Here is a 23,193-nt window from a genome sequence, read left to right on the forward strand (position 1 = left end):
CCCGCCCGGCCTGTCGATGACCCCGTGACAACGCCGCCACCACCCACCCCTCCCGCCAAGGGACCGCAACCAAGCACTGCGGTCACGCCGCGCGCGGAGGGAAGGGACCGCGGGCCTCAGATGACCTCGAAAGCCGCCATCATCGCCATGTCCTCGTGTTCGAGGTTGTGGCAGTGCAGCACGTACCGCCCCCGATAGTCGGTGAACCTGGTGACGATCTCGACGGTCTGGGCCTCGCGCAGCTCGACGGTGTCCTTCCACTCGGGCGGCCCCTGCGGGCGCTCACCGTTCACCGTCAGCACCTGGAAGTGGTCGAGGTGCAGGTGCACGGGATGGGCGACGTCGCTGGTCAGCCGCCAGACCTCGATGTCCCCGAGCCTGGGCCGAGCCTCCATGCGCTTGGGGTCGAACGGCTTGCCGTTGATCAGCCACCCCATGCCCCCGCTACTGAACTCGAACTCCCGCGTCACCTTCGCCTTCCCGGGATCGAGCGCCTCCACCGTGGACAGCCGCGCCGGCACGGACGACTCGTCGCTCTCGTCCCGGTCCACGGCGAACCGCATGACCTTGGCCTGCGCGCCCTCCCCCGCCAGGTTCCGCAGCTCGACGTGCTGACCCACCTTGTACGCGGAGAAGTCGACCACCACGTCGGCCCGCTCGCCGGGCGCCAGCCGGAGCTGCCGCACCGTACGCGGCTGTGCCAGCAGCCCGCCGTCGGTGCCGATCTGGACCATCGGCCCGCCGGTCGCCAGCTCGTACGTCCGGGCGTTGGAGGCGTTGCACAGCCGCAGCCGGTACCGGGCTCGGGCGACCCGCAGCTCGGGCCACGGCGCCCCGTTGACCAGGATCACGTCCCCGAGCACGCCCCCCATGTACGCCTCCCGCACCCCGGGCCGCCCCTCCAGCGCCGGATACAGCATCGTTCCGTCGGCGGCGAACGACCGGTCACAGATCAGCAGCGGCAGGTCGCGCTCCCCGGCGGGCAGCGGCAGCGCCTCCTCCTCCGCGTCCCGCACCAGGAACATCCCGGCCAGCCCGCGCCAGACCTGCGGCCCCGTGTAGTCCATGCGATGGTCGTGGTACCAGAGCGTGGCGGCCCGCTGCTCCAGCGGGAACACGTACTCGCGGGACGCCCCCGGCGCCACCAGGTCGGTGGGGAAGCCGTCGGACTCGGGCGGGGTGTGCCCGCCGTGCAGGTGCAGGACGGTCGGCTCGCCGAGCTGGTTGACCAGCTTCACGACGGTCCGCCGCCCGGCGCGGGCCTGGATGGTCGGGCCGGGGAACGTGCCCCCGTACCCCCAGATCCCGGTACGCAGGCCCGGCAGCACCTCCACCTCGGCCGCCCGTTCGGTCAGCTCGTAGAAGTCGGCCCCGCCCGCGCTACGCACCGGCTTGGCCACCTCCGGGACGGGCAGCGGCACCGCGTACGGCCTGGGCAGCGGCGCCGCGCTCGTCAGGAGCTGCGGCTGCGGGGTGCCGGCGATCAGCGAGCAGCCCGGCACCCCGGCCACCGCCACCGCGCCCAGTCCCAGCAGCCGCAGCACATCGCGTCGTGTGGTTGTCATCGCCGCGAGGTGACCCTGATGAGCTGGACGACCCCGCCGCCGAACATCATCACCCCGAGCGGCACGTGCACGGCCTTCACGTGGGCCGCGCCGAGGATCGCCACCACCACCGTGGCCACCAGCAGCGCCGCGGCCGGAAGGATGAACTTCGCGCTCCCCCCGCCCGGCCACCGGACGAGGATCGCCACGACGACGTGCACGAGCCCGACGGCGAGCAGGGCGATCGCCGAGGCCATGTGCAGCGCCCGGCCGCCGGGCATGGAGAGCAGCAGGCCCGCGGTCACCGCCTGGACCAGCAGCGCGACAACATGCAGGCCCGCCACGGCCGCCAGCGCCCGCATGGGCCAGGTCACGGGCCGGACGGCAAGGGTGTGTTGCGCGGTCATGATCGATCTCCCGAGAGTGTTCGCGCGGGGAGGGCTTCCCCGTGCGCTGAGGCGGTGATGAAGGTCTCCATGCGTTCCATGGCCGAGACGGCGCCGAACGCGCAGAGCCGTACCAGGTCCTCGTCCGGCCGCGAGCCGCGCCAGGCGGCCACGTCGGCGTCGGTCACCCGGTACGGCGCGAGCGCGGCGAGCAGGGCCAGCCGGGCCCCGGCGCGCTCACCCGCGGGAACCTCCGAAAGAGCCGCGTCCAGCCAGGCGCCGCCCATGGGCGGGTGCTCCCCGTCCCAGGCCGCGACCGTGTCCGCCACGGCGGCGCGGGCGGCGTCCCCGAGCAGTTCGCCACCGGCGGCGCCGACGGCCCGCAGCGCGGCGTGGGCGGCGCCGACGGACGTGCCGGCGCCCCAGGCGGGCTCCGGCCGTGCGGGCAGGTCCACGATCAGGGGCAGGCTCGCGCCTGACAGCAGCCGCCTGCGCACCGTACGGGCCATCACCCGGCCGCCCACGCTCCTGACCAGCCGCGATCTCTGGAGGTTCGCGGGCAGGAGGTTATCGGTGAGCAGCGCCGAGGCCATGCGGTTGATGAAGTGGAAGGTCAGCGCCGTGCCGATGTGCTCCGGCCCGATCTGCGCCCCTGCCCGGGCTCCGCCGCGCCGCGACGTGGCCCAGGCCAGCAGCGCGGCGTGCTCGGGGTCGTCGGGCGTGCCGCCGGCGGCGATGGTCTCCGCCAGCCGGTGGTCGCCGGTCGCGTGCAGCAGCGTCGTGTGCGCGGCCACGCAGAACGGGCACCGGTTCGCCATCGACACGCCCAGTGCCACGACCTCCTTCGCGGTCCTGGGCGCGTGCCCGGCCAGCAGCGACTCGCGCAGCGTGGCCCAGGTGGCGGCGAGCACGTCCGGCGCCGGCGACAGCGTCAGGAAGACCGCCATGCGTGCCATGCCGAAGTCGTCCGCGAGCTGCGCGTAGACCTGGGCCACCCGGCCGGTCGCCGCCTGCGGCTGTACGGGAGTGACATAACGGAACTGTGTCTCCATAGCCGGACATCGTGGTATTTCTCATGCCTCGGGGGCGTCGTGCCCGGGTCGACTCCTGCGCCTACCGCCGGGGGAGCAACTTCGTGCGGAGTACTTCGCCGGGAGTAGTCCGGAATTACATCCAGGCGGCGAGGATCGTGCCCTGGTCAAGGCTCTAATGTGCAGTAATGACCTTTCTGCGCGGATGGCACCCGCTAGCCGTGGACAGCGCACTCGCCGCCGTCGTGGCCGTCATGCTGGCCGCCACCGTGCTGGTCACGCCGCAGGCGGGCGCCCTGGACCTCGCTGCGATTCTGGTCGGCTCGCTCTCCCTCGTCGCCTGGCGACGCGCGCCCCTGGTGCCGCTGGTCGTCGGCACAGTCAGCATGCTCGTCTTCTCCGTGCACGCCCAGCCGGGCCCGCCCGCCGCCTTCCCCGTGCTGATGGCGGTCTTCGCCGCGGTATGGGCCGGACACCTGCTGCTGCCCGCGCTGGCGAGCGCGGTGTTCCTGGGCGTCAGCCTGGCGATCAACCTGGCCACCGCCACCGGGCAGAGCCCCAAGGACATCGTCCAGGGGACGACGCTGCTGCTCGGCTGGTTCCTGGCGTCGGGGGTGACGGCGACGGTCACCCGGCAGCGGCAGGCGTACCTGGAGCAGGTCGAGCAGCGGGCCCTGGAGGCCGAGCGCACCCGCGAGGAGGTCGCGCGCCGGCGCGCGGGCGAGGAGCGGCTCAGGATCGCCAGGGAGCTGCACGACTCGCTCACGCACAGCATCTCGGTCATCAAGGTGCAGGCGGGCGTGGCCGTGCACCTGGCCCGCAAGCGCGGCGAGGAGGTGCCCGGTGCGCTGGTGGCCATCCAGGAGGCCAGCGGGGACGCCATGCGCGAGCTGCGCGCCACGCTGGAGGTGCTGCGCGACACCGACGACCCGGACGGCTCCGGCGGCTCCGGCGCGCAGGACAGCCGGCTCGACCGGCTCGACGGCCTGGTGGACCGGGCCCGCTCGACGGGGCTGGCCGCCACGGTGACGATCTCGGGGGTACGGCACGAGCTGCCGCCCGAGGTGGACCGGGCCGCGTACCGGATCGTCCAGGAGGCGCTCACCAACGTCTCCAGGCACGCGGGCGGGGCGGCGGCGTCCGTACGCGTCGACTACGGCGGCGACGAGCTGGTCGTGCAGGTGGACGACGACGGCCTGGCGCGCAGGGACGCGCCGCCCGTGCCCGGCGTGGGCCTGCTCGGCATGCGCGAGCGGGTCACGGCGCTCGGCGGCCGGCTGCGGGCCGAGCCCCGCCCGGAGGGCGGCTTCACCGTACGCGCAGAGCTTCCACTGGGGGAACCGACGTGATCCGCGTGCTGCTCGTGGACGACCAGGCACTCATCCGCGGCGGCTTCCGCGCCCTGCTGGAGGCCGAGGACGACATCGAGGTCGTGGCCGAGGCCGCCAACGGCGAGCAGGCCATCGCCCTCGCCCTCGAACACCTGCCCGACGTGGCGCTCATCGACGTCCAGATGCCGGTGATGGACGGCATCGAGGCGACCCGGCGCATCGCGGCCGACGAGCGGCTGAGCGAGGTCCACGTCGTGATCCTCACCAACTACGGCCTCGACGAGTACGTCTTCAACGCGCTCAGGGCGGGCGCGGGCGGCTTCCTGGTCAAGGACACCGAGCCTGCCGACCTGTTGCAGGGCGTCCGGGTCGCGGCCCGCGGCGACGCGCTGCTGTCCCCCGCCATCACCCGCCGCCTGATCGGCGAGTACGTGGCCCGCCGCCCCGAGCCGGATCCGCAGGGCCTGGAGGTGCTGACCAACCGCGAGCGCGAGGTGACCGCGCTGGTCGCCCGCGGCATGTCCAACGACGAGATCGCCGCGCACATGGTGATCAGCCCGACCACCGCGAAGACGCACGTCAGCAGGGCCATGACCAAGCTGCGGGCACGCGACCGGGCCCAGCTCGTGGTCTTCGCGTACGAGTCGGGCCTGGTGGCTCCGCGTAAGGGCTGAGCGCGTGATGGAATGAGGCGTGAACATCATTTCGCGCGGTTTCCGCGGACGGCACAGGCCGGACGGCGACCGGGTGCCACCGGGGCAGTACCTCGTCGACGACTTCCCCGTGCTCTCGGCCGGGCCGACGCCGCGGGTGCCGCTGGACCGGTGGGAGTTCGCCATCGACACCGAGGCCGAGCAGACCCACCGCTGGTCGTGGCAGGAGTTCATGGCGCTGCCCACTGAGACGCCCACGGTCGACATCCACTGCGTGACCAAGTGGTCCAAGCTGGACACCACCTGGGAGGGCGTCTCGCTCGACGTGTTCTTCGAGGACGTCGAGACCGCCGCCGAATACGCGCTGATCTACTCCTACGGCGGCTACACCACCAACCTGCCGCTCGAGGACCTGCTCGACGGCAAGGCGTGGATCGTGCACCGCTTCGACGGCGACGAGCTGGAGCCGCGGCACGGCGGCCCGGCCCGGCTGATCGTGCCGCACCTGTACTTCTGGAAGTCGGCCAAGTGGGTACGCGGCATCCGGCTGCTCAACGAGGACTGGCCCGGCTTCTGGGAGACCGCCGGCTACCACAACTACGGCGACCCGTGGCGCGAGCAGCGCTACGAGGGCGACTGAGGTGCGCCGCCTGACCTGGCGGGCGGCCGAGCTCGCCGAGATCGTCAAGGAGACCGCGACCGCGCGCACGTTGCGGTTCCGGGTGCCCGAATGGCCGGGGCACCTGGCGGGGCAGCACGTGGACGTGCGGCTGACGGCCGAGGACGGCTACACCGCGCAGCGCAGCTACTCGCTGGCCGGCCCCGCCGACGGCGACCTCGTCGATCTGACCGTGGAGACCGTCCCGGACGGCGAGGTCTCGCCGTACCTGACCGAGGTCATCGAGGTCGGCGACCAGGTCGAGCTGCGCGGCCCGGTGGGCGGCTGGTTCGTCTGGCGGCCGGAGAGCAAGGCGCCGGTGCTGCTGGTGGCCGGCGGGTCGGGGATCGTGCCGCTGATGGCGATGATCAGGGCGCGCAGGCAGGCGGGCAGCCGGGTGCCGTTCCGCCTGCTCTACTCGCTGCGCGACCCGGACCGCCGCTACTACGCCGAGGAGCTGCGCCGTCCCGACCCGGGGCTCGACATCTCCTACCTCTACACCAGGTCCGCGCCGCCCGGCACGTCCCGCCCGGCGGGGCGGATCATGCTGGACGACCTGGCCGAGGGCGGCTGGCCCGCGACCTTCGAGCCCGACTGCTACGTGTGCGGGCCGACGGCGTTCGTGGAGGCGGCGGCCGACCTGCTGCTCGCGCTGGGGCACGCGCCCGAGCGCATCCGTACCGAACGTTTCGGATAGTTTCGGATAGGGGGAACTGACATGACCGCAGAGCACCTCGACGGCAACGCGCTGGCGGGCCCGCTCGGAGAGATCTTCGCCGTGGACGTCACCGCCGCCACCGGCCGCTGCGCGAGCTGCGGCCTGGCGGGCCCGGTCGCCTCGCTCCGCGTGTACGGCCCCGACCCCGGGCTGGTCGCCCGGTGCCCCGGCTGCGAGGAGGTGATCCTCCGGCTGGTACGCGGCCCGGGCACGGCCTGGCTCGACCTGCGCGGCACGGTTTCACTGCGCATTACCCTGCCCGACTGACGACGTTGGGGACAGATCGTTCCTCATGAACGTGCCCGACTGAGTACACTCGGGCACGTTCAACCGGCCGAGATCTGTACGGCGAGGCTCTTGGCCATGGGCGCGGCCCGCGGCCCCGTCCCTCTGGAGTCACGTGAGCAGCGGGCTAGTCGACGCGCCCCCGTCCGAACCGAGCGCGCCACCCCGGCGTCGCCGCCGCTGGCTGCGCTGGACGATCGCGGTCACCGTGACCGTGATCCTCCTGGTCGCGGGCGTCGCCGTCGGCGTCTACGCGAAGCTGACCGGCAACGTCAAACACATCGACGTCACCGCCGACGACCTCGGCGCCACCCGGCCGCCCAAGGTCGCGGGCACCGCCATGAACGTCCTGGTCGTCGGATCGGACCAGCGCGACGGCAAGAACGCCAAGTACGGGCACCACATCGCGGGCGAGCGCACCGACACGATCATGCTGGTGCACGTGTCGTCCAAGCGCGACAACGCGATGGTCGTCAGCTTCCCGCGCGACTCGCTCGTCCAGCTCCCCGCCTGCCGCGCCACCGGCGGCCTGCCCGGCCAGCGGCCCCACCTGGGCATGATCAACGAGTCGTTCAACTCCGGCGGCATCGCCTGCACCTGGAAGACGATCGAGTCGCTCACCCACATCCGCATCGACCACTTCGTGAAGGTCGACTTCACCGGCTTCAAGAGCATGGTCAACGCCATCGGCGGCGTCGAGATCTGCCTGCCCGAGCCGGTGAACGACAAGAAGGCCCTGCTCCACCTGCCCGCCGGGCGGCAGACGCTCACCGGCGAGCAGGCGCTCGGCTACGTACGCGCCCGCTACAGCATGGGCGACGGCTCGGACATCGGGCGCATCCAGCGGCAGCAGATGTTCATCGCGTCGATGGTCAAGAAGGTCATGAGCGGCGAGACGCTCACCGACCCCGCCAAGCTGCTGGGCATCCTCGACGCCGGCACCAAGGCGGTGACCACCGACCGCGGGCTGAGCATCGGCGTCATGAAGGACCTCGCGACCAGCCTCCAGGGCCTGAACGCCGGGCAGATCCGCTTCATCACCACCCCCTGGCACTACTCCCTCACCCAGCCCGGCCGGGTCGAGTGGGTACAGCCGCAGGCCGGCCACCTGTTCCAGATCGTGGCCAAGGACCAGAGCGTCCAGGGCGTCAAGGGCGGCCAGGCCAAGGTGGGCCGGACCAAGATCCAGATCGAGCTCCGCAACGGCACCTGGCGCAGCGGCCTCGGCACCCAGGTGGCCGCCGCCCTGGAGCAGCGCGGCTACCACATCACCAAGATCGGCGACTCGGCCCGTAAGCCACAGCCCAAGACCACCGTCCTGTACGGACCCAACGGCGAGACCCGCGTCCCCACCCTCACCAACGACCTCCAGACCTCCATGCTCAGGAAGGTGGCGGGGGCGCAGACGAATCGGCTGGTGCTGGTGATCGGCTCCGATTGGACGGGGCTGAAGCCGTTGCGCGCGGACGACACGGAGTCGATCAAGGGCTTCGACGCCACCCACGACACCTGTGCCACCTGACCCCCGACGCACCCCGCCCAACGCCACACCCCGCCCCGGGAGGACACCCGGCACGTCAACCCCAGGGCACATCCCGGCGCAACGCGCACGACGGCCAGCCCACCAGCGCGGCGGTCAGCGCTGCCGGAGCGGCGCACGGGGCGGGTGCGGGCGCGGGGTGTGGTGGGCCGGGAGTGGGGGTTCGGTGGCCGGGTGGGGGGAATCGTCAGCGGGCTTTGGAGAGGCCGCCGCCGTCGATGGCGGTGAAGCCGGCGTCCTCGATCAGCGGCACCACCGCCTTCTTGGCCGCGTCGTCGTCCCCCCAGTAAGGCATGTCGGCCCGCGACCCGCCCCGCTGCCCCACCGTCCCCAGCGTCAGCAGTTCCTTCGAGTACTTCGTGTTGAACGTCCGCACCAGCCGGACCTCCGCCCCGAGTACGTGCTGCTGGTACTGCGAGCTGGTGAGCCCGCCGGGGACGGCGACCACCACGGCCAGGCCGTCCCGTTCGGCGATCGGGTTGCTGGGGTCGACGACGATCTTGCCGGAGAGCGCGCCGTCGAGCTCCGCCGCCACGGCGGAGAACGCCTCCCACCCCACCGAGAGCACGATGACCTCGCCGAACCGCGCGGCCTCGCTCGGCGTGCCGCCCCTGGCCCGGCCGCCGGTCGCGGCCGTGGCCGCCTCCACGCGGCCGGGGTCGGCGTCGCTGAAGAACACCTCGTGTCCGCCCGTCGAGAGCAGGCGGCCAAGAGGCACGCCGAGTCTTCCAGAACCCACGATTGCCACACGCATGTCTTGATCACCTCGTCACCGAAGGAAACCCACCAGACCCCGCCGGTGACATTCCTCCCCAGGTCAGAGGCTTGCTACGCGATGAACGACGAGAGAGCGGCGAGGGAGTCGACGACCTGCCGGGCGTCGGGCGTGGCGGCCGGGTCGAGCAGCCACTGCAGCAGCAGCCCGTCGGTGATGGCCACCAGCACCGACACGAGCACCTCCGGCGCCACCGGCAGCTCGATGTCCAGCTGGGCGAGGGCCCGGCGCACCATGTCGGCGCCCGCCCGGCGGCAGCGGGCGTACGACTCGGCCAGCCGTTCGCGCAGCACGGCCTCGCGCAGCGCCGCCGGGTAGCCCTCGACGAAGAGCACGAGCTGCGGCCTCAGCTCCGCGAATCTGTCGACCAGCTCCGTCATGGCGCGCTCCAGCATCTCCCGCGCGCTGCCCACCTGCGAGCTGAACATCGCCCGCTCGACCTGGGCGATCCACTGGTCGAAGAACTCGGCGAGGGCCTCGTTCAGCAGCGCGTCCTTGCCGCCGAAGTGGTAGCCGATGGAGGCCAGGTTGGTGCCTGAGGCGGCGACCAGGTCCCGGGCCGTCGTACGGGCATAGCCCTTCTCCTGCAGGCAGCTCACCGCTCCTGCCAGCAGTCTCTCCCGGTATCCACCGGCCTCTGTTCGTGCCACGTGATCCATGCTACAGATGTATACAAGCGTCTATGACGGACGTACGTACATCCATTCACACGAGAGGTCCGAAATGATTCCTCCCGGGCCGAGACTTCCCTCGGCGGTGCAGACGGCGTGGTTCATCCGGGACGCGCCCGGCATGCTCACCAGGCTTCAGCGCAAGTACGGGCCGATCTTCACCGTCCGCTTCACCGGCCTCCCGCCGGAGGTCTACGTGACCACCGGCGAGCTGGCCGAGCAGGTCTTCCGGACCGACCACGGCGGCGGGCGCGCGGGCGAGGCGCGGCGCGAGTTCCTCGCACACATGGTGGGCGAGCACTCCGTCCTCACGCTCGACGGCGACCCCTGGTGGCGGCACCGCAAGCTGCTCAACCCGCCGCTGCGTGCCAAGCAGGTCGCCGGCTACCGCGACGACATCGCGGCCATAGCGGCGGAAAGGATCGCGACCTGGCCGCTGGGCACGCCGTTCGCGCTGCGCGACCGCATGCAGGACATCACGCTGGACATCATCATCCGGTTGATCTTCGGCATCCAGGACGCCGGGCGCGTCAGCCGGCTACGCGCGCTGCTGCCCGACCTGATCGAGACCGGCGGGTCCCCGCTGATCCCCATGCTTCCGGAGAAGTTCCGCCGGATCCCGTTCGGGCCCTACCCCCGGTTCGTACGGGTGAGCGCCGAGGTGGACGCGATCCTGTTCGACGAGATCCGCCGCCGCCGGGCCGCGCCAGGAGGCACCGACGTGCTCGGCCGCCTGCTGGACACCGAGCTGGGCGACCATGAGATCCGCGACGAACTGATCACCATGCTCCTCGCCGGGCACGAGACCACCGCCACCGGCCTCGCCTGGGCCTTCGAGCGGCTCCTGCGCATGCCCGAGATCCTCGACCGGCTCCCCGACGACGAGACCTACCTCGACGCGGTGGTCAAGGAGGTGCTGCGGGTCAGGCCGGTCGTCTACGAGGCGCCGAGAATGCTCGACGCCCCGCTGCAACTGGGCGAGTACGAGATCCCCGCCGGATGGTACGCCGGACCGTTCATCCCGCTCGTGCACCACGACCCCGCCGCCTTCCCCGAACCCGACGAGTTCCGCCCGGAGCGCTTCCTCGACGGGCCCCAGAGCAGGGCCTGGATGCCGTTCGGCGGCGGGCGACGCTTCTGCGTCGGCGCACAGCTGGCCCTGCTGGAGATGCGCGTCATCATCAGCGAGGTACTGCACCGCCTGGAGCTCACGGCGCCCGATCAGGCGCCGGAGGCCAGGCGGCTGAAGAACGTCACGCTCGCGCCCGCGAACCTGACCCGCGTCATTGCGCGCGCTCGGACTCCTGCTCGGACGCCGTAGGCGGGTAGATCTCCTCGCGACGCGCATCGGCTCCCAGCTCCTCGCGAAGCCGGTCATAGTCGATGTTGTGGTTGGTGTACTTCAGCTGGCGAGCGACCTTCGTCTGCTTCGCCTTGGCTCTTCCTCGGCCCATGGCTACTCCCTAGTCCCCGCTGTCATGCTATCCAACAACGTTACGACTTGAAGAATTATGCAACTGCGCTGGATTAGTCTGGGCTATATGCACGTGGAGGTCCACCAGGCCAAGGCCGACTTCTTCAGAACGCTCGGCCACCCCGCTCGCATCCGAGTGTTGGAGCTACTCCAGGAAGGGCCGCTTCCCGTCCGGGATCTGCTGGCCCAGATCGACATCGAGGCCTCGAGCCTCTCCCAGCAGCTCGCCGTCCTGCGCAGAGCGGGGATCGTGAGCGCGATTCGCGAGGGCAGCACCGTCGTCTACACGCTGGCCACGCCCGAGCTGGCCGACCTGCTCGGGGCTGCCCGCAGGATTCTCACCGACATGCTCGCCGACCAGGGCGAGCTGCTCGCGGAGCTGCGAGCGGAGGTCACTTAGCCAGCGCCTGCCGCACGCGCTTGGGGTACCAGGCCGTGAAGACGGCGGGCAGAACGAATGTGAGCACCTTGATGGCGATGACGACCGTCGTCGCGTGAGGTGAGACGGAAAGCACGAGCGTCAGGGAGACCGCGGCGACGGTGAAGGCCGCCGCCCAGACCGTGGTGATGACCGCGTTGACGCGGTAGAACCGCGGGGTCTCCCAGACCTCCTTCGGCGCCATCGTGCGCGCGATGCCGAGCGTGAAGGGCTTGCGGATGGCCAGCGAGCCCCAGGCGGTGCCCGCCAGCCAGACGTTGACCAGCGCGGGGCCGTACGGAGTGAGCGGCGAGTGCGGGGCCACCAGCGACAGCGCCGTGAGGCAGGCGAAGAACAGCGCCGCGCTGCTCTCGATCACCATCTCGTCCCAGGCCTTGCCCGCCCTGCGGTCGATGACGACGAGGCCGAGGGCGATGACCAGCCCGGCGATGGCACCCCAGCGCCATTCGTCACCGGTGGCGATGACCGCGTAGACGATCCAGGGCAGGAAGCCGAGCAGGCCGCGCATGGTGAGGTGTCCTTCCACATTCCTAAAGTGACATGTCGAAGCTAGAACCTCCTGCGTCGATATGTCAACATAGGAATATGAGCCTTCGACACGCCGTGCTGGGACTGCTCTCCGAGGGACCCGCGAGCGGATACGACCTGATGAAGATGTTCGACATCTCGCTGTCGAACGTGTGGCCCGCCACGCAGAGCCAGCTCTACGCGGAGCTGGGCAAACTGGCCGAGGCGGGTCTCGTGGACGTGTCGGCGGAGGGCCCGCGCGGCCGCAAGGAGTACGCGATCACCGAGGCGGGCCTGGCCGAGCTGCGCCACTGGATCACCGAGGTCGAGCCGGCCAGGGTCCTGCGCAGCGACATGCTGCTCCGCGTGTTCTTCCTGGCCCAGGTCTCGCCCGAGCAGGCCCGCGGATACCTCCGCCACCAGGCCGAGCACGTCCGCAAGCACGTGGAGCACCTGGAGGGCATCGGCGAGTTCCTCGACAACCGCGAGGACAACCTCTCGGTGTACGGCCGGATCAGCCTCGAATACGGCCTGCGCCTGGGCAAGGCCCAGCAGGAGTGGGCCGAATGGGCCGAAGGCCAGATCCGTTAGGCTCTGGCGCATGGTCTCCGAGCTGTTCGATCCCAAGGCGTGGCAGGCGGTCGAGGGATTCGACTTCACCGACATCACCTACCACCGAGCGGTCGACCAGGGCACCGTGCGGATCGCGTTCGACCGCCCCGAGGTGCGCAACGCGTTCCGCCCGCAGACCGTTGACGAGCTCTACCGCGCGCTCGACCACGCCAGGCAGACCACCGACGTCGGCTGCGTGCTGCTCACCGGCAACGGCCCCTCGCCCAAGGACGGCGGGTGGGCCTTCTGCTCCGGCGGCGACCAGCGCATCAGGGGCAAGGACGGCTACCAGTACGCCGACGGCTCGGCGGCCACCGGGCGGCTGCACATCCTGGAGGTGCAGCGGCTCATCCGGTTCATGCCCAAGATCGTGATCTGCGTGGTGCCCGGCTGGGCCGCGGGCGGCGGCCACAGCCTGCACGTCGTGGCGGATCTCACACTGGCCAGTGCCGAGCACGCCCGCTTCAAGCAGACCGACGCCGACGTGGCCAGCTTCGACGGCGGCTTCGGCTCGGCCTATCTCGCGCGGCAGGTCGGGCAGAAGTTCGCCCGCGAGATCTTCTTCCTCGGCGACACCTACACGGCGGCCGACGCGCACCGCATGGGCATGGTCAACGCCGTCGTCCCGCACGAGGAGCTGGAGCGCACGGCCCTGGAGTGGGGCCGCAAGATCAACGGCAAGTCGCCGACGGCGCAGCGCATGCTCAAGTTCGCCTTCAACGCGATCGACGACGGGCTCGTGGGGCAGCAGGTGTTCGCCGGCGAGGCGACGCGGCTGGCCTACATGACGGAGGAAGCGGCCGAGGGGCGCGACTCGTTCCTGGAGAAGCGCTCGCCCGACTGGTCGCCGTACCCCTGGCACTACTGAGTCTCGCCGGATAAGGCGATGCCCCGGGCCGGCGTCCCTGGGCAGACTGGGGGCATGAAGATCAGGGTGCCGGCGGCGCTGACCGAGTCACACGTGAAATGGAGCGGAGAGGCGGGGCGCACCTGGTCCGCGGGGCTGCCCGCGCTGGCCGAGCGGTACCTGGAGGAGTGGGGGCTGCGGCTGGACGGGGAGCCCAGGCACGGGGTGGTGTCCCTCGTGCTGCCCGTCGTACGCGAGGACGGGACGAAGGCGGCGCTCAAGCTCCAGCCCGTCACCGACGAGAACGACACCGAGGCCCCCGGCCTGCGCACCTGGGCCGGTGACGCGTCGGTGCTGCTGCTCGATTCCGACCCCGGGACCGGCACCCTGCTGCTCGAACGGCTGGAGGCCGACCGGTCCCTGTCCGCCCTGCCGGACGGCATGAAGGCCCTGGGCATCCTCACGGACCTGCTGGCCCGCCTGGTGACCTACCAGGCGCCCGAGGGGATGCGCCGGTTGGGCGACATCGCCCGGGCCATGCTGGACGACGTGGACGGGGCCGTGGAGAAGCTGCCGCGCGAGAGCGACCGCCACTGGATGCGCTACTGCGCGGGCGCCGTCGGCGAGCTCGTCTCCGAGCCGGGTGACCGGCTGCTGCACTGGGACCTGCACTACGACAACGTGCTGGCCGCCGACCGGGAGCCGTGGCTGAGCATCGACCCCAAGCCGCTGGCGGGCGACCCGGGGTTCGACCTGTTGCCCGCCCTGCACAACCGCTGGGACGACGTGGTCGCGACCGGCGACGTGCAGCGGGCCGTGCTGCGCCGCTTCGACCTCATGGTGGACCGGCTCGGCCTCGACCCCCGGCGCTCTGCCGGGTGGACGCTCGGCCGGGTGCTGCAGAACGCCCTGTGGGACGTCAAGGACGGCGAGACCGCGCTCAACGAGATCGGCCTCGCCGTCGCCGAGGCCGTGCGGCAGCGCCTCTAGACCGTCAGTACGATCTTGCCCTGCCCGTGGCCGGTCTCGATCTCCCGGTGCGCGTCCGCCGCGTCCTCCAGCGTGTACGTCCTGCGTACCGGGAACTTGAAGGCGCCCTCGGCGTACAGGCGGGCGTAGCGCCCGAGCCGCTCGGCGGAGCGCTGCCCCTGCACCACCCGGACGCCCAGCTCGGCCGCCTTGCCGTGCTCGACCAGTGTGAAGATACGGCCGCGGTCCTTGACCAGCTCGATCGAGACCTCCAGCGCGTGACCTCCGGCCCCGTCGAGCGCGGCGTCCACACCGTTCGGGGCGAGCTCGCGTACGCGGTCGGCGAGCCCTTCGCCGTAGACCACCGGGATGGCGCCGAGGTCGCGCAGGTACTCGTGGTTGGCCTCACGGGCCGTGCCGATCACGGTGGCCCCGCGCCGCCGGGCGATCTGCACGGCCGCCGTGCCCACGGACCCGGCCGCGCCGTGTACGAGCAGCGTCTCGCCCTCCGCCAGGCCGAGCCCGTCGATCGCCAGCTCGGCGGTCTGCACGCCCGAGGTCAGCCCGCCGGCCACCTCCCACGGCACCTCCGCGGGCTTGGGCGCCACGTTCGTGCCCGGCACCACGATGTACTCGGCGTAGGCGTACAGCGCCGAGAACCCGAGCACCTCGTCCCCCACGGACACTCCGGTCACCCCGTCGCCCACCTGGTCCACCACGCCCGCGAACTCGTTGCCGGGAATGCGGGGGAAGGGGGTCGAGGGAATGTACGCCGGCAGCCACCCGGCCCGTACGGCCGTGTCGAACGGCTGCACACCGGCCGCGCGCACCCGCACCCGGACCTCGCCGGAACCCGCCTGCGGCGCGGGCAGCTCCATCACCTTCAGGACCCCCGGGCCGCCAGGTTCGGCGAAGGCAGCGGCTCTCATCACGTCAGTCATGAGCCCCAGCCTGCAACCTCAACCTAGGTGGAGGTCAAGCCGGAAAACTCGCCAGACTCTTCGGGAACTTTCCGCTTTAGTCGTGCTTTATCTGTATATAGTCCATCAGGACATCAACGGGGGATGGGCACACGGGGCGGGATGATCGAGTTCTTAGACACCGTACTGAGCTTTCCGACTGTCATTTTCACTTTCCTTCTCGTGGTGGTCATCGGTTATTGGCTGACCGTGATCACCGGGCTGTCCGAACTGGAAGATGACGCTGCCTGGCTGGGCCTCGGGGGAGTCCCTGCCGGGATCGTGCTTTCGCTGTTGATTGCCCTGGCCTGGTTGCTCTGCCTGACAGGCAGCGTGGTGGCGAGTGGCGGCCTGCTGATCGCCGTCCCCTTCGCCGCACCGGTCGGGGCCTGGCTGGCCATCCGTGGCCTGCTGGGTCCGCTGCGCAGGCTGTTTCCCGCCGGGGACCGGCACTCGCGTGGCGACTTCGTCGGCCAGATGTGCGTGATCCGCACCGGCGCGGCCACCCCCGACTTCGGCCAGGCCGAGGTCACCGCCGCCGACGGCTCGTCCGCGATCGTGCAGGTACGCACGACCGGCAAGGACCGCCTCGCCCGCGGCGACAACGCACTCATCTTCGAATACGACAAAGACGGCGAATTCTTCTGGGTCATGCCCTACGAAAGTGAGCACTGATGGACGTCATCTCCACCGGCTTCGGCGTTTTTCTCGCCGTCATCCTGGTCATCGTGATTGGCCTGATCGTCGTCGTCGGCCGCCTTTTCCGCAAGGTGGAGCAGGGCAAGGCACTGATCATCTCCAAAGTCAACAAAGTGGACGTGACGTTCACCGGTGCCGTCGTCTTACCGGTCGTCCACAAGGCCGAGACCATGGACATCTCGGTCAAGACCATAGAGATCGAGCGGACCGGCCGCGAAGGGCTGATCTGCCGCGACAACATCAGGGCCGACATCAAGATCACGTTCTTCGTCCGCGTGAACAAGACCGCCGAGGACGTCATCAAGGTCGCCCAGGCCATCGGCACCGTGCGCGCCAGTGACGAGTCGACGCTGCAGGAGCTGTTCAGCGCGAAGTTCTCCGAGGCGCTCAAGACGGCCGGCAAGCAGCTCGACTTCGTGGACCTCTACACCAAGCGCGACGAGTTCAGGGACCAGATCGTCCGGCTCATCGGCACGGACCTCAACGGCTACAGCCTCGAGGACGCCGCCATCGACTACCTCGAGCAGACCTCGCTCCTGCAGCTCGACAAGAGCAACATCCTCGACGCCCAGGGCATCCGCAAGATCACCGAGCTGACGGCGATCGAGCACGTGCGCACGAACGAGTTCCAGCGCAACGAGGAGAAGGAGATCACCCGCCAGAACGTCGACGCCCGCGAGGCCATCCTGGAGCTGCAGCGCCGCCAGGCCGACGCCGAGCTCAAGCAGCGGCGGGAGATCGAGACCGTCAAGGCCCGCGAGGAGGCGGAGATCGCCCGCGTGCAGGCCGAGGAGCGGCTGCGCGCCCAGAGCGCGAACATCAAGGCCGACGAGCAGCTCGGCGTGCAGAACGAGAACCGCGCCCGCGAGGTCGCCGTCGCCGAGAAGAACCGCGAGCGCGTGATCGCCATCGAGACCGAGCGGATCGAGAAGGACCGCGTGCTGGAGGTCATCGCCCGCGAGCGGGAGACCGAGCTGTCGCGCATCGCCAAGGACAAAGAGGTCGAGTCCGAGAAGCGGGTCATCGCCGAGGTCATCCGCGAGCGCATCGCGGTCGACAAGACCGTGGCCGAGCAGGAGGAGAGCATCAAGCGGCTGCGCGTGGTCGAGGAGGCCGAGCGCACCCGCCAGACCGTGATCATCGCCGCCGAGGCCGAGGCCCAGGAGAACCTGGTCAAGGACATCAAGGCGGCCGAGGCCGCGGAGGCCGCGTCCAAGTTCAAGGCCCGCGAGGAGCTGGTGCTCGCCGAGGCCAGGCAGCAGGCGGCCGAGCTGGAGACCAGGGCCAAGATCCGGCTGGCCGAGGGCATCCAGGCCGAGTCGGCCGCGGCCGGGCTGGCGGAGGTGCAGGTCAAGGAGCGCGACGCCGAGGCCATCGAGAAGGTCGGCCGCGCGGAGGCGCTGGTGCTGAAGGAGCGGCTGGCCGCCGAGGCCGAGGGCGCCAGGTCCATGGCGCTGGTCGAGGGCGACCGCCTCAAGGCGCAGGCCGAGGGCGAGCAGGCGATGGCGCTGGCCGGGGCGGCCGCGGTGGGCGAGAAGCTCAAGGCCGAGGCCGAGGGCCTCACGCAGAAGGCGGCCGCGATGGCGGCGCTGGACGAGGCCAGCAGGGCGCACGAGGAGTACCGCCTGCGCCTCGAGGCCGACAAGGAGATCAGGCTCAAGCACATCGACGTGTCGCGGCAGGTGGCGGAGTCGCAGGCGAGCGTGCTGGCCGCCGGCCTCGCCAAGGCGAACATCGACATCGTCGGCGGCGACACGATGTTCTTCGACAAGGTGGTCGGGTCCATCACCGCGGGCAAGGTGGTCGACGGGTTCGTGGACCACTCGGAGGTCGCGGGCGCGCTGGTCTCGCCGTACGTGAACGGCTCGGCCAGCCTGGCGGCCGACCTGGCGAGCGTGATCGGCGGCGTGCGTTCTGAGGACATCAAGAACCTGACCGTCTCCGCCCTCCTCATGCGGCTCATCCAGGACGGCGGCCCGCAGGCGACGGCGCTCGGCGAGCTGCTGGAGACGGCCCGCAGGCTCGGCGTGGCCGACTCCCCCGTGGCGGCCCTCGCCGGGGCCGCTCGGTGACCGAGCGAAGCGAGGGCACCAATGAACGCAGCACCGTCAGTCACAGGGCCGGAGGCCCTGTGACTGAATTGGAGGCGGGGACTTACGAGGTCCTCAGGAACAGGCTCCAGGCCCAGGCCAAGACCCTGACGGCGGCGGCCGAGGCGCTCAACGGGGCCCGGCTGAAGGTGTTCGGGGGCGCGGAGCTGCGCCTGCTGGGCACCGAGCGGATCCGCACGGAGAACAACTGCGTTCCCAGGGACATCGTCTCCCTGGGCGACGTGATGCTCTTCGGCTACAACGTCTTCATCGGGCTCAAGCCGGAGACCGCGGTGGCGGACGTGTTCGCGGTGCACCGGTTCTCCAGGGACGGTGACGCGTTCAGGTTCGACGCCGACAAGCTGGAGGCGCTGGACGATCCGGCGTTCAAGAAGGACTTCGCCGAGCTGTACCGGTACTACAAGGAGACCAGGCTGCAGCAGCTGCGGCGGGTCGAGGGCAAGCTGCTGGCGGTGTTCCAGACGGGTCCGGCGGACCTGCGGGTGCTGCGGTGGACGGTCGACAACGGCGGAGTCCCGAAATATCTGGACAACCGGGGGGAGCGTGACCACACCTTCCCCCCGTCCCACGACTTCGAGTGGACTCCGACCACCCGCGACGACCACGTGCTCGGACGGCACCCGCACATCGCGATCGGTGGCGAGGTGTTCGTCGAGACGGTCGGCGGCGACCTGACCATCAAGATCGAGAACAACACGGAGACCGGCGCCGGCATCTACGCCGAGCCGGTCGCCGAACACCTGCAGAGCCTGGCGGACGCCGACGTCGAGTACGCCAGGGTGGGACCGCTCATCCTCATGCGGATCAGGCCGTACAAGGAGACCGAGTGGCGCCACCTGGTCTTCAACACCCGCACCAAGGCCGTCATCAGGCTCGACGGCCTCGGCCAGGCGTGCCAGCGCCTGCCCGAGGACCAGGGGCTGATCTTCCCCGGCGGCTACTACCTGGCGACCGGGGTCAGCAAGACGTTCGACACGGACGTGACGGACCTGGAGTTCGAGCGGGTGGTCCGCTCGCCCAACGGCGAGGACGTCCTGTACGTCTTCCACGCCAGGGGTGACGGGCGCTCGCTGCTGCTGCCGTACAACGTGATCAGGAAGGAGGTCGCCAACCCCATCGTCTGCCACGGCTACTCGCTGTTCGACGACGGCACGATGGTGGTCTTCCGCGCGATCTCCGACGAGCCCACGCGGGTGCACCCGATGCAGGTCTGGCAGACGCCGTACGTCTCCGACACGTACGCCGCCGCGCAGCCCGCCGGGACAGGGCCCCTGGAGCGCATCGGCAACGCGGAGCTGGTGCGCGGCATCTCCGACTGCCTGTCCGTCTCGCGGATGGTCGAGGAGATGGCGGCGTCCGCGGGGACGTTCGAGGGGCTGATCGCGGCCTGCACGCGGACGTTCGACTCCTACCACTGGCTGGAGGAGCACGGCCTGAGCGGGCCGCTCGCCGACGTGCGGGCCACCGCCGAGCAGGTGCTGGACGAGTACGAGAACGTCGAGCAGCTCACCCGCCAGGCCGCCGAGGCGCTCGCCGCCGCCTCCGAGGAGACCACCCACCTGGTACGCGAGGCGCGGGCGGACAGTCCGGTCACCGCGGACGCCTGGGTCGACACGCTGGCCACGCTGCGGCGGGCCCAGGGGCGCCTGGTGACGTTGCGCGAGACCCGCTACATCGACCTGGCCGGCCTGGACGCGCTGTCCTCCTCCGTGACGGAGGAGCTCGCGTCCGTCGGCAGGCGGGCGGTCGGCTTCCTGCAGGGCGCGGACGCGTTCACCGCCTACCACGCGGCCGTCGAGGAGCTCGCCGCCGCGGCGGCCGCGATCGGCACGGTCGCGGAGGCCGCCCCCGTGGCGGACCGGCTGGCCGCGCAGGCGGAGGGGCTGGAGGTGGTGACGGAGGTCGTCGGCTCGCTGGACATCGCCGACGCGACCGTACGCACCTCCATCCTGGGCCGGATCGCAGAAGTACTCGGCGGGGTGAACCGGGCCCGCGCCATCCTGGACGGGCGCCGGCGGGAGCTGCTCGGGGCGGAGGGGCGGGCCGCGTTCGCCGCCGAGTTCGCCCTGCTCGGCCAGGCCATCACGGGCGCGCTGGCCATGGCGGACACCCCGGCCAAGTGCGACGAACAGCTCGGGCGGCTGATGCTGCAGCTGGAGACCCTGGAGTCGCGCTTCGGCGAGTTCGACGACTTCGCGGCGCAGCTGTCGGCCAAGCGGGAGGACGTCTACGAGGCGTTCTCGGGCCGCAAGCAGACCCAGCTCGACGACCTCGCCCGGCGCGCCGACCGCGTCTTCTCCTCCGCCGAACGCATCCTGGGCAGCATCACGCGCCGCCTCGGCTCCCTCGGCTCCCTGGACGAGGTCAACACCTACTTCGCCACCGACCCGATGGTGGCCAAGGTCCGCTCGGCCGCCGTCGAGCTGCGCTCGCTCGGGGACGCCGTACGGGCGGAGGAGCTGGACGGGCGCGTCAAGTCCGCCCAGCAGGAGGCGGGCCGGGCCCTCCGGGACCGCCTCGACCTCTTCTCCGACGGCGGGGAGACGCTCCGGCTCGGCCGCCACCACTTCGCCGTCAACACCCAGCCGATCGATCTGACGCTGGTGCCGCACGACAGGTCCATGTACTTCGCGATCACCGGCACCGACTACCGCTCTCCGGTGCCCGCCTCCTTCGCCGACACCCGACCCTTCTGGGACCAGCTGCTGGTGTCGGAGACGCCTGAGGTGTACCGGGGCGAGCACCTGGCCGCCTCGCTCCTGGACTCCGTCACCCCCGGGACCTCTCTTGAGGACGTGGTGCGGCAGGCGGTGGAGTCGCGCTATGACGAGGGGTACGAGCGCGGGGTCCACGACCACGACGCCGTCGCCATCCTGGACGTGCTGGTACGGCTGCGGTCGGGGGCGGGGTTGCTGCGGTACCCGGCGGAGGTGCGGGCGGGGGCGCAGCTGTTCTGGGCGTTCGGGTTGGACGAGGTTTCACGTAAAACATTCACCACGCGCGCCGTGTCGCTCGTCCGCGCCCGCGCCGTCTTCGGCCCCACCCCTGCCCTGGACTCGCTGTCGGTCGAGCTGGAGACGTTGATCGCGGGTTGCCTGGCGAGCCTTCGCACGATTGCTCCGGGTGTCGTATGCGCGGCACCTCACCCCAGCCCGGCATCCACCGGCGCCGAGTCGGCGGGATGGGGTGCGGCGGCACTCGGCGCAACGGGGACGGCGCTCAGCATGGGCACGGGCGCCGTACCGGCGGTTGACGCGAGCATCGCAGTGGGGGCCGGGCTGGCGGGTGAGTATCTCGTCGAGGAGCTGGGCAGCACCCCGTTCGGGTTCGTGACCAGCAAGGCGGCTCGCGACCTCCTCGACGGCTTCCGCCAGACCATGGGCCCCGCCAAGGTGCGGGAGTTCGAGGAGGAGCTCAAGAGCGTGCCGCTCCCCGAGCGCCTGCAACTGGCCCACGCCTGGATGGCCGCCTACCACCAGGGCCCCGAGGTGGCGGAGGCCATCGCGGTGCTGCTGTGCGACGTCCCCCGGCACGACTCCAGCGCCGCCACCCGCGAAACCGTGGACGGCCTCCTGGGCGCCCACCCCCGCATCAAGGACCGCAAACTCGGCATCCGGCTGGACGAGCTCCTCGCCAGGACCCGCCACTTCCGGGAGGAGCGGGTCCCGGCGTACCGGGCCTACCAGCGGCGCAGGAGCGAGCTGGTCGAGGCCGAGCGCCACCGCCTGCGCCTGGACGAGTACAAGCCCAAGGTCATGAGCGCCTTCGTGCGCAACCGGCTGCTCGACGAGGTGTACCTGCCGCTGATCGGCGACAACCTGGCCAAGCAGCTCGGCGCGGCGGGCGCGGGCAAGCGTACCGACCAGATGGGCCTCCTCCTGCTCATCTCACCGCCGGGCTACGGCAAGACGACCCTGATGGAGTACGTGGCCAGCCGCCTGGGCCTGGTGTTCGTCAAGGTGAACGGCCCGGCCCTGGGCCACGAGGTGACCTCGCTGGACCCGGCGGACGCGCCCGACGCGACGGCCAGGCAGGAGGTGGAGAAGATCTCGTTCGCGCTGGAGACGGGCAACAACACGCTGCTCTACCTCGACGACATCCAGCACACCTCGCCGGAGCTGCTGCAGAAGTTCATCTCGCTCTGTGACGCCCAGCGCCGCATCGAGGGCGTGTGGAACGGCCGCACCCGCACGTACGACCTGCGCGGCAAGCGGTTCGCGGTGTGCATGGCGGGCAACCCGTACACCGAGTCAGGACAGCGTTTCCGCATCCCCGACATGCTGGCCAACCGCGCCGACGTCTGGAACCTGGGCGACGTCCTGTCGGGCAAGGACGACCTGTTCGCGCTGAGCTACGTGGACAACGCGCTGACCTCCAACCCGGTGCTCGCGCCGCTCTCCGGCCGCGACCGCGCGGACGTCGAGCTCCTCGTACGGCTCGCCAAGGGCGACCCGACCGTCCAGCCCGACCAGCTCCGTCACCCGTACAGCAAGCCCGAGCTCGACCAGATCCTCAGCGTGCTGGCCAAGCTCGTACGCGTCCAGGAGATCGTGCTGGCCAACAACCAGGCCTACATCGCCTCGGCCGCCCAGTCCGACGCCGCCCGCACCGAGCCCCCGTACCGGCTGCAGGGCTCGTACCGCAACATGAACAAGCTGGCCGAGCGCATCGTCCCCGCCATGAACGACGCCGAGCTGGAAGCGGTGATCGACGACCACTACCTCGGGGAGGCGCAGACCCTGACCACGGACGCCGAGGCCAACCTGCTCAAGCTGGCCGAACTGCGCGGCCGCCTCACCCCGGCCCAGGCCGGACGCTGGGCGGAGATCAAGACCGCCTACCTCAAGGCCAAGGCCCTGGGCGGCGCCGACGACGACCCGATGGCCCGGGCCGTGGGCGCACTCGGCCTGCTGGCCGACCGCGTGAGCGAGGTCGGCACCGCCATCCGCGAAGCCGACCGCTAGGCCACCCCGGTTGCGGCGCT

General features: G+C 70.9%; 22 protein-coding genes. 14 read left to right on the top strand and 8 right to left on the bottom strand.

From position 1 onward, the window contains the following. Positions 1-116 precede the first annotated feature (116 nt). The 3 genes from ACIBI9_RS41140 to ACIBI9_RS41150 are packed head-to-tail and all read right to left on the bottom strand — an operon-like array spanning position 117 to position 2,982. Positions 117-1,565 carry a multicopper oxidase family protein gene (locus ACIBI9_RS41140; protein ID WP_397230770.1) on the bottom strand — a complete coding sequence of 483 codons (1,449 nt, stop codon included), beginning with the start codon at positions 1,563-1,565 and terminating at the stop codon, positions 117-119. Continuing rightward, on the bottom strand, positions 1,562-1,951 hold the full coding sequence (locus ACIBI9_RS41145; protein ID WP_397230772.1) for a hypothetical protein: 390 nt from the start codon (positions 1,949-1,951) through the stop codon (positions 1,562-1,564). The genes ACIBI9_RS41140 and ACIBI9_RS41145 overlap by 4 nt, the downstream gene beginning before the upstream one ends. After that, entirely contained in the window at positions 1,948-2,982 is a 1,035-nt protein-coding gene (locus ACIBI9_RS41150; protein ID WP_397230774.1) for a carboxymuconolactone decarboxylase family protein, read from the bottom strand. The genes ACIBI9_RS41145 and ACIBI9_RS41150 overlap by 4 nt, the downstream gene beginning before the upstream one ends. 167 nt (positions 2,983-3,149) lie before the next feature. Between ACIBI9_RS41150 and ACIBI9_RS41155 the strand changes: the two genes are divergently transcribed. The 6 genes from ACIBI9_RS41155 to ACIBI9_RS41180 all read left to right on the top strand — a co-directional run bounded on the left by ACIBI9_RS41155 (position 3,150) and on the right by ACIBI9_RS41180 (position 8,128). Beyond that, entirely contained in the window at positions 3,150-4,310 is a 1,161-nt protein-coding gene (locus ACIBI9_RS41155) for a sensor histidine kinase (protein WP_397230776.1), read from the top strand. Then, on the top strand, positions 4,307-4,966 hold the full coding sequence (locus tag ACIBI9_RS41160; protein WP_397230778.1) for a response regulator: 660 nt from the start codon (positions 4,307-4,309) through the stop codon (positions 4,964-4,966). The genes ACIBI9_RS41155 and ACIBI9_RS41160 overlap by 4 nt, the downstream gene beginning before the upstream one ends. 19 nt (positions 4,967-4,985) lie before the next feature. Then, positions 4,986-5,585 (top strand): sulfite oxidase-like oxidoreductase, encoded by a 600-nt coding sequence (locus tag ACIBI9_RS41165; protein WP_397230780.1) that lies wholly within the window; start codon positions 4,986-4,988, stop codon positions 5,583-5,585. Between the two features lies 1 nt (position 5,586). Continuing rightward, a complete protein-coding gene (locus ACIBI9_RS41170; RefSeq protein ID WP_397230783.1) occupies positions 5,587-6,300 on the top strand; it encodes a ferredoxin reductase in 714 nt (237 codons plus the stop codon). A gap of 21 nt (positions 6,301-6,321) precedes the next feature. Beyond that, on the top strand, positions 6,322-6,588 hold the full coding sequence (locus ACIBI9_RS41175) for a DUF6510 family protein (RefSeq protein WP_397230785.1): 267 nt from the start codon (positions 6,322-6,324) through the stop codon (positions 6,586-6,588). A gap of 133 nt (positions 6,589-6,721) precedes the next feature. Beyond that, entirely contained in the window at positions 6,722-8,128 is a 1,407-nt protein-coding gene (locus tag ACIBI9_RS41180; RefSeq protein ID WP_397230787.1) for an LCP family protein, read from the top strand. Between the two features lie 205 nt (positions 8,129-8,333). Here the strand turns inward: ACIBI9_RS41180 and ACIBI9_RS41185 are convergent, their stop codons facing one another. After that, on the bottom strand, positions 8,334-8,900 hold the full coding sequence (locus tag ACIBI9_RS41185; RefSeq protein WP_397230789.1) for an NADPH-dependent F420 reductase: 567 nt from the start codon (positions 8,898-8,900) through the stop codon (positions 8,334-8,336). A 74-nt stretch (positions 8,901-8,974) separates the two neighbouring features. After that, positions 8,975-9,571, bottom strand: coding sequence for a TetR/AcrR family transcriptional regulator (locus ACIBI9_RS41190; protein WP_397230791.1), 597 nt, complete (start codon positions 9,569-9,571; stop codon positions 8,975-8,977). 73 nt (positions 9,572-9,644) lie between these two features. Here ACIBI9_RS41190 and ACIBI9_RS41195 point away from each other — a divergent pair, with 73 nt between their 5' ends. Further along, positions 9,645-10,913, top strand: a complete 1,269-nt coding sequence (locus ACIBI9_RS41195; RefSeq protein WP_397230793.1) for a cytochrome P450 — start codon at positions 9,645-9,647, stop codon at positions 10,911-10,913. Here the strand turns inward: ACIBI9_RS41195 and ACIBI9_RS41200 are convergent. Next, positions 10,876-11,046 carry a DUF3073 domain-containing protein gene (locus ACIBI9_RS41200; protein WP_364833949.1) on the bottom strand — a complete coding sequence of 57 codons (171 nt, stop codon included), beginning with the start codon at positions 11,044-11,046 and terminating at the stop codon, positions 10,876-10,878. The genes ACIBI9_RS41195 and ACIBI9_RS41200 overlap by 38 nt on opposite strands. A gap of 87 nt (positions 11,047-11,133) precedes the next feature. On the opposite strand from ACIBI9_RS41200, the gene ACIBI9_RS41205 reads away from it, so the two are divergent. Next, complete coding sequence (locus tag ACIBI9_RS41205; protein WP_090938046.1) at positions 11,134-11,466, top strand: helix-turn-helix transcriptional regulator; 333 nt, start codon at positions 11,134-11,136, stop codon at positions 11,464-11,466. Here the strand turns inward: ACIBI9_RS41205 and ACIBI9_RS41210 are convergent. Beyond that, positions 11,459-12,031 carry a hypothetical protein gene (locus ACIBI9_RS41210; protein WP_397230795.1) on the bottom strand — a complete coding sequence of 191 codons (573 nt, stop codon included), beginning with the start codon at positions 12,029-12,031 and terminating at the stop codon, positions 11,459-11,461. The genes ACIBI9_RS41205 and ACIBI9_RS41210 overlap by 8 nt on opposite strands. A gap of 59 nt (positions 12,032-12,090) precedes the next feature. Between ACIBI9_RS41210 and ACIBI9_RS41215 the strand changes: the two genes are divergently transcribed. From ACIBI9_RS41215 to ACIBI9_RS41225, 3 genes are read left to right on the top strand one after another with little or no spacing between them, the layout of a single operon-like run. After that, entirely contained in the window at positions 12,091-12,603 is a 513-nt protein-coding gene (locus tag ACIBI9_RS41215; RefSeq protein WP_397230797.1) for a PadR family transcriptional regulator, read from the top strand. A 10-nt stretch (positions 12,604-12,613) separates the two neighbouring features. Then, the gene (locus ACIBI9_RS41220; RefSeq protein ID WP_397230799.1) at positions 12,614-13,492 is read left to right on the top strand and encodes a 1,4-dihydroxy-2-naphthoyl-CoA synthase; all 879 of its coding nucleotides are present in this window, start codon (positions 12,614-12,616) and stop codon (positions 13,490-13,492) included. Positions 13,493-13,546: 54 nt separating this feature from the next. Further along, positions 13,547-14,461, top strand: a complete 915-nt coding sequence (locus ACIBI9_RS41225; RefSeq protein ID WP_397230801.1) for an aminoglycoside phosphotransferase family protein — start codon at positions 13,547-13,549, stop codon at positions 14,459-14,461. On the opposite strand, the gene ACIBI9_RS41230 is transcribed toward ACIBI9_RS41225, so the two are convergent. Further along, on the bottom strand, positions 14,458-15,381 hold the full coding sequence (locus ACIBI9_RS41230; protein ID WP_397230804.1) for an NADP-dependent oxidoreductase: 924 nt from the start codon (positions 15,379-15,381) through the stop codon (positions 14,458-14,460). The two genes, ACIBI9_RS41225 and ACIBI9_RS41230, sit on opposite strands and share 4 nt — an antisense overlap. Positions 15,382-15,522: 141 nt before the next feature. On the opposite strand from ACIBI9_RS41230, the gene ACIBI9_RS41235 reads away from it, so the two are divergent. The 3 genes from ACIBI9_RS41235 to ACIBI9_RS41245 are packed head-to-tail and all read left to right on the top strand — an operon-like array spanning position 15,523 to position 23,173. Further along, complete coding sequence (locus ACIBI9_RS41235; RefSeq protein ID WP_397230806.1) at positions 15,523-16,074, top strand: hypothetical protein; 552 nt, start codon at positions 15,523-15,525, stop codon at positions 16,072-16,074. Further along, entirely contained in the window at positions 16,074-18,170 is a 2,097-nt protein-coding gene (locus tag ACIBI9_RS41240) for a flotillin family protein (protein WP_397230808.1), read from the top strand. The genes ACIBI9_RS41235 and ACIBI9_RS41240 overlap by 1 nt, the downstream gene beginning before the upstream one ends. 59 nt (positions 18,171-18,229) lie before the next feature. Beyond that, positions 18,230-23,173, top strand: a complete 4,944-nt coding sequence (locus tag ACIBI9_RS41245; protein ID WP_397230810.1) for a DNA repair ATPase — start codon at positions 18,230-18,232, stop codon at positions 23,171-23,173. Positions 23,174-23,193 lie beyond the last annotated feature (20 nt).

The sequence above is a fragment of the Nonomuraea sp. NPDC050451 genome, from assembly GCF_044458585.1.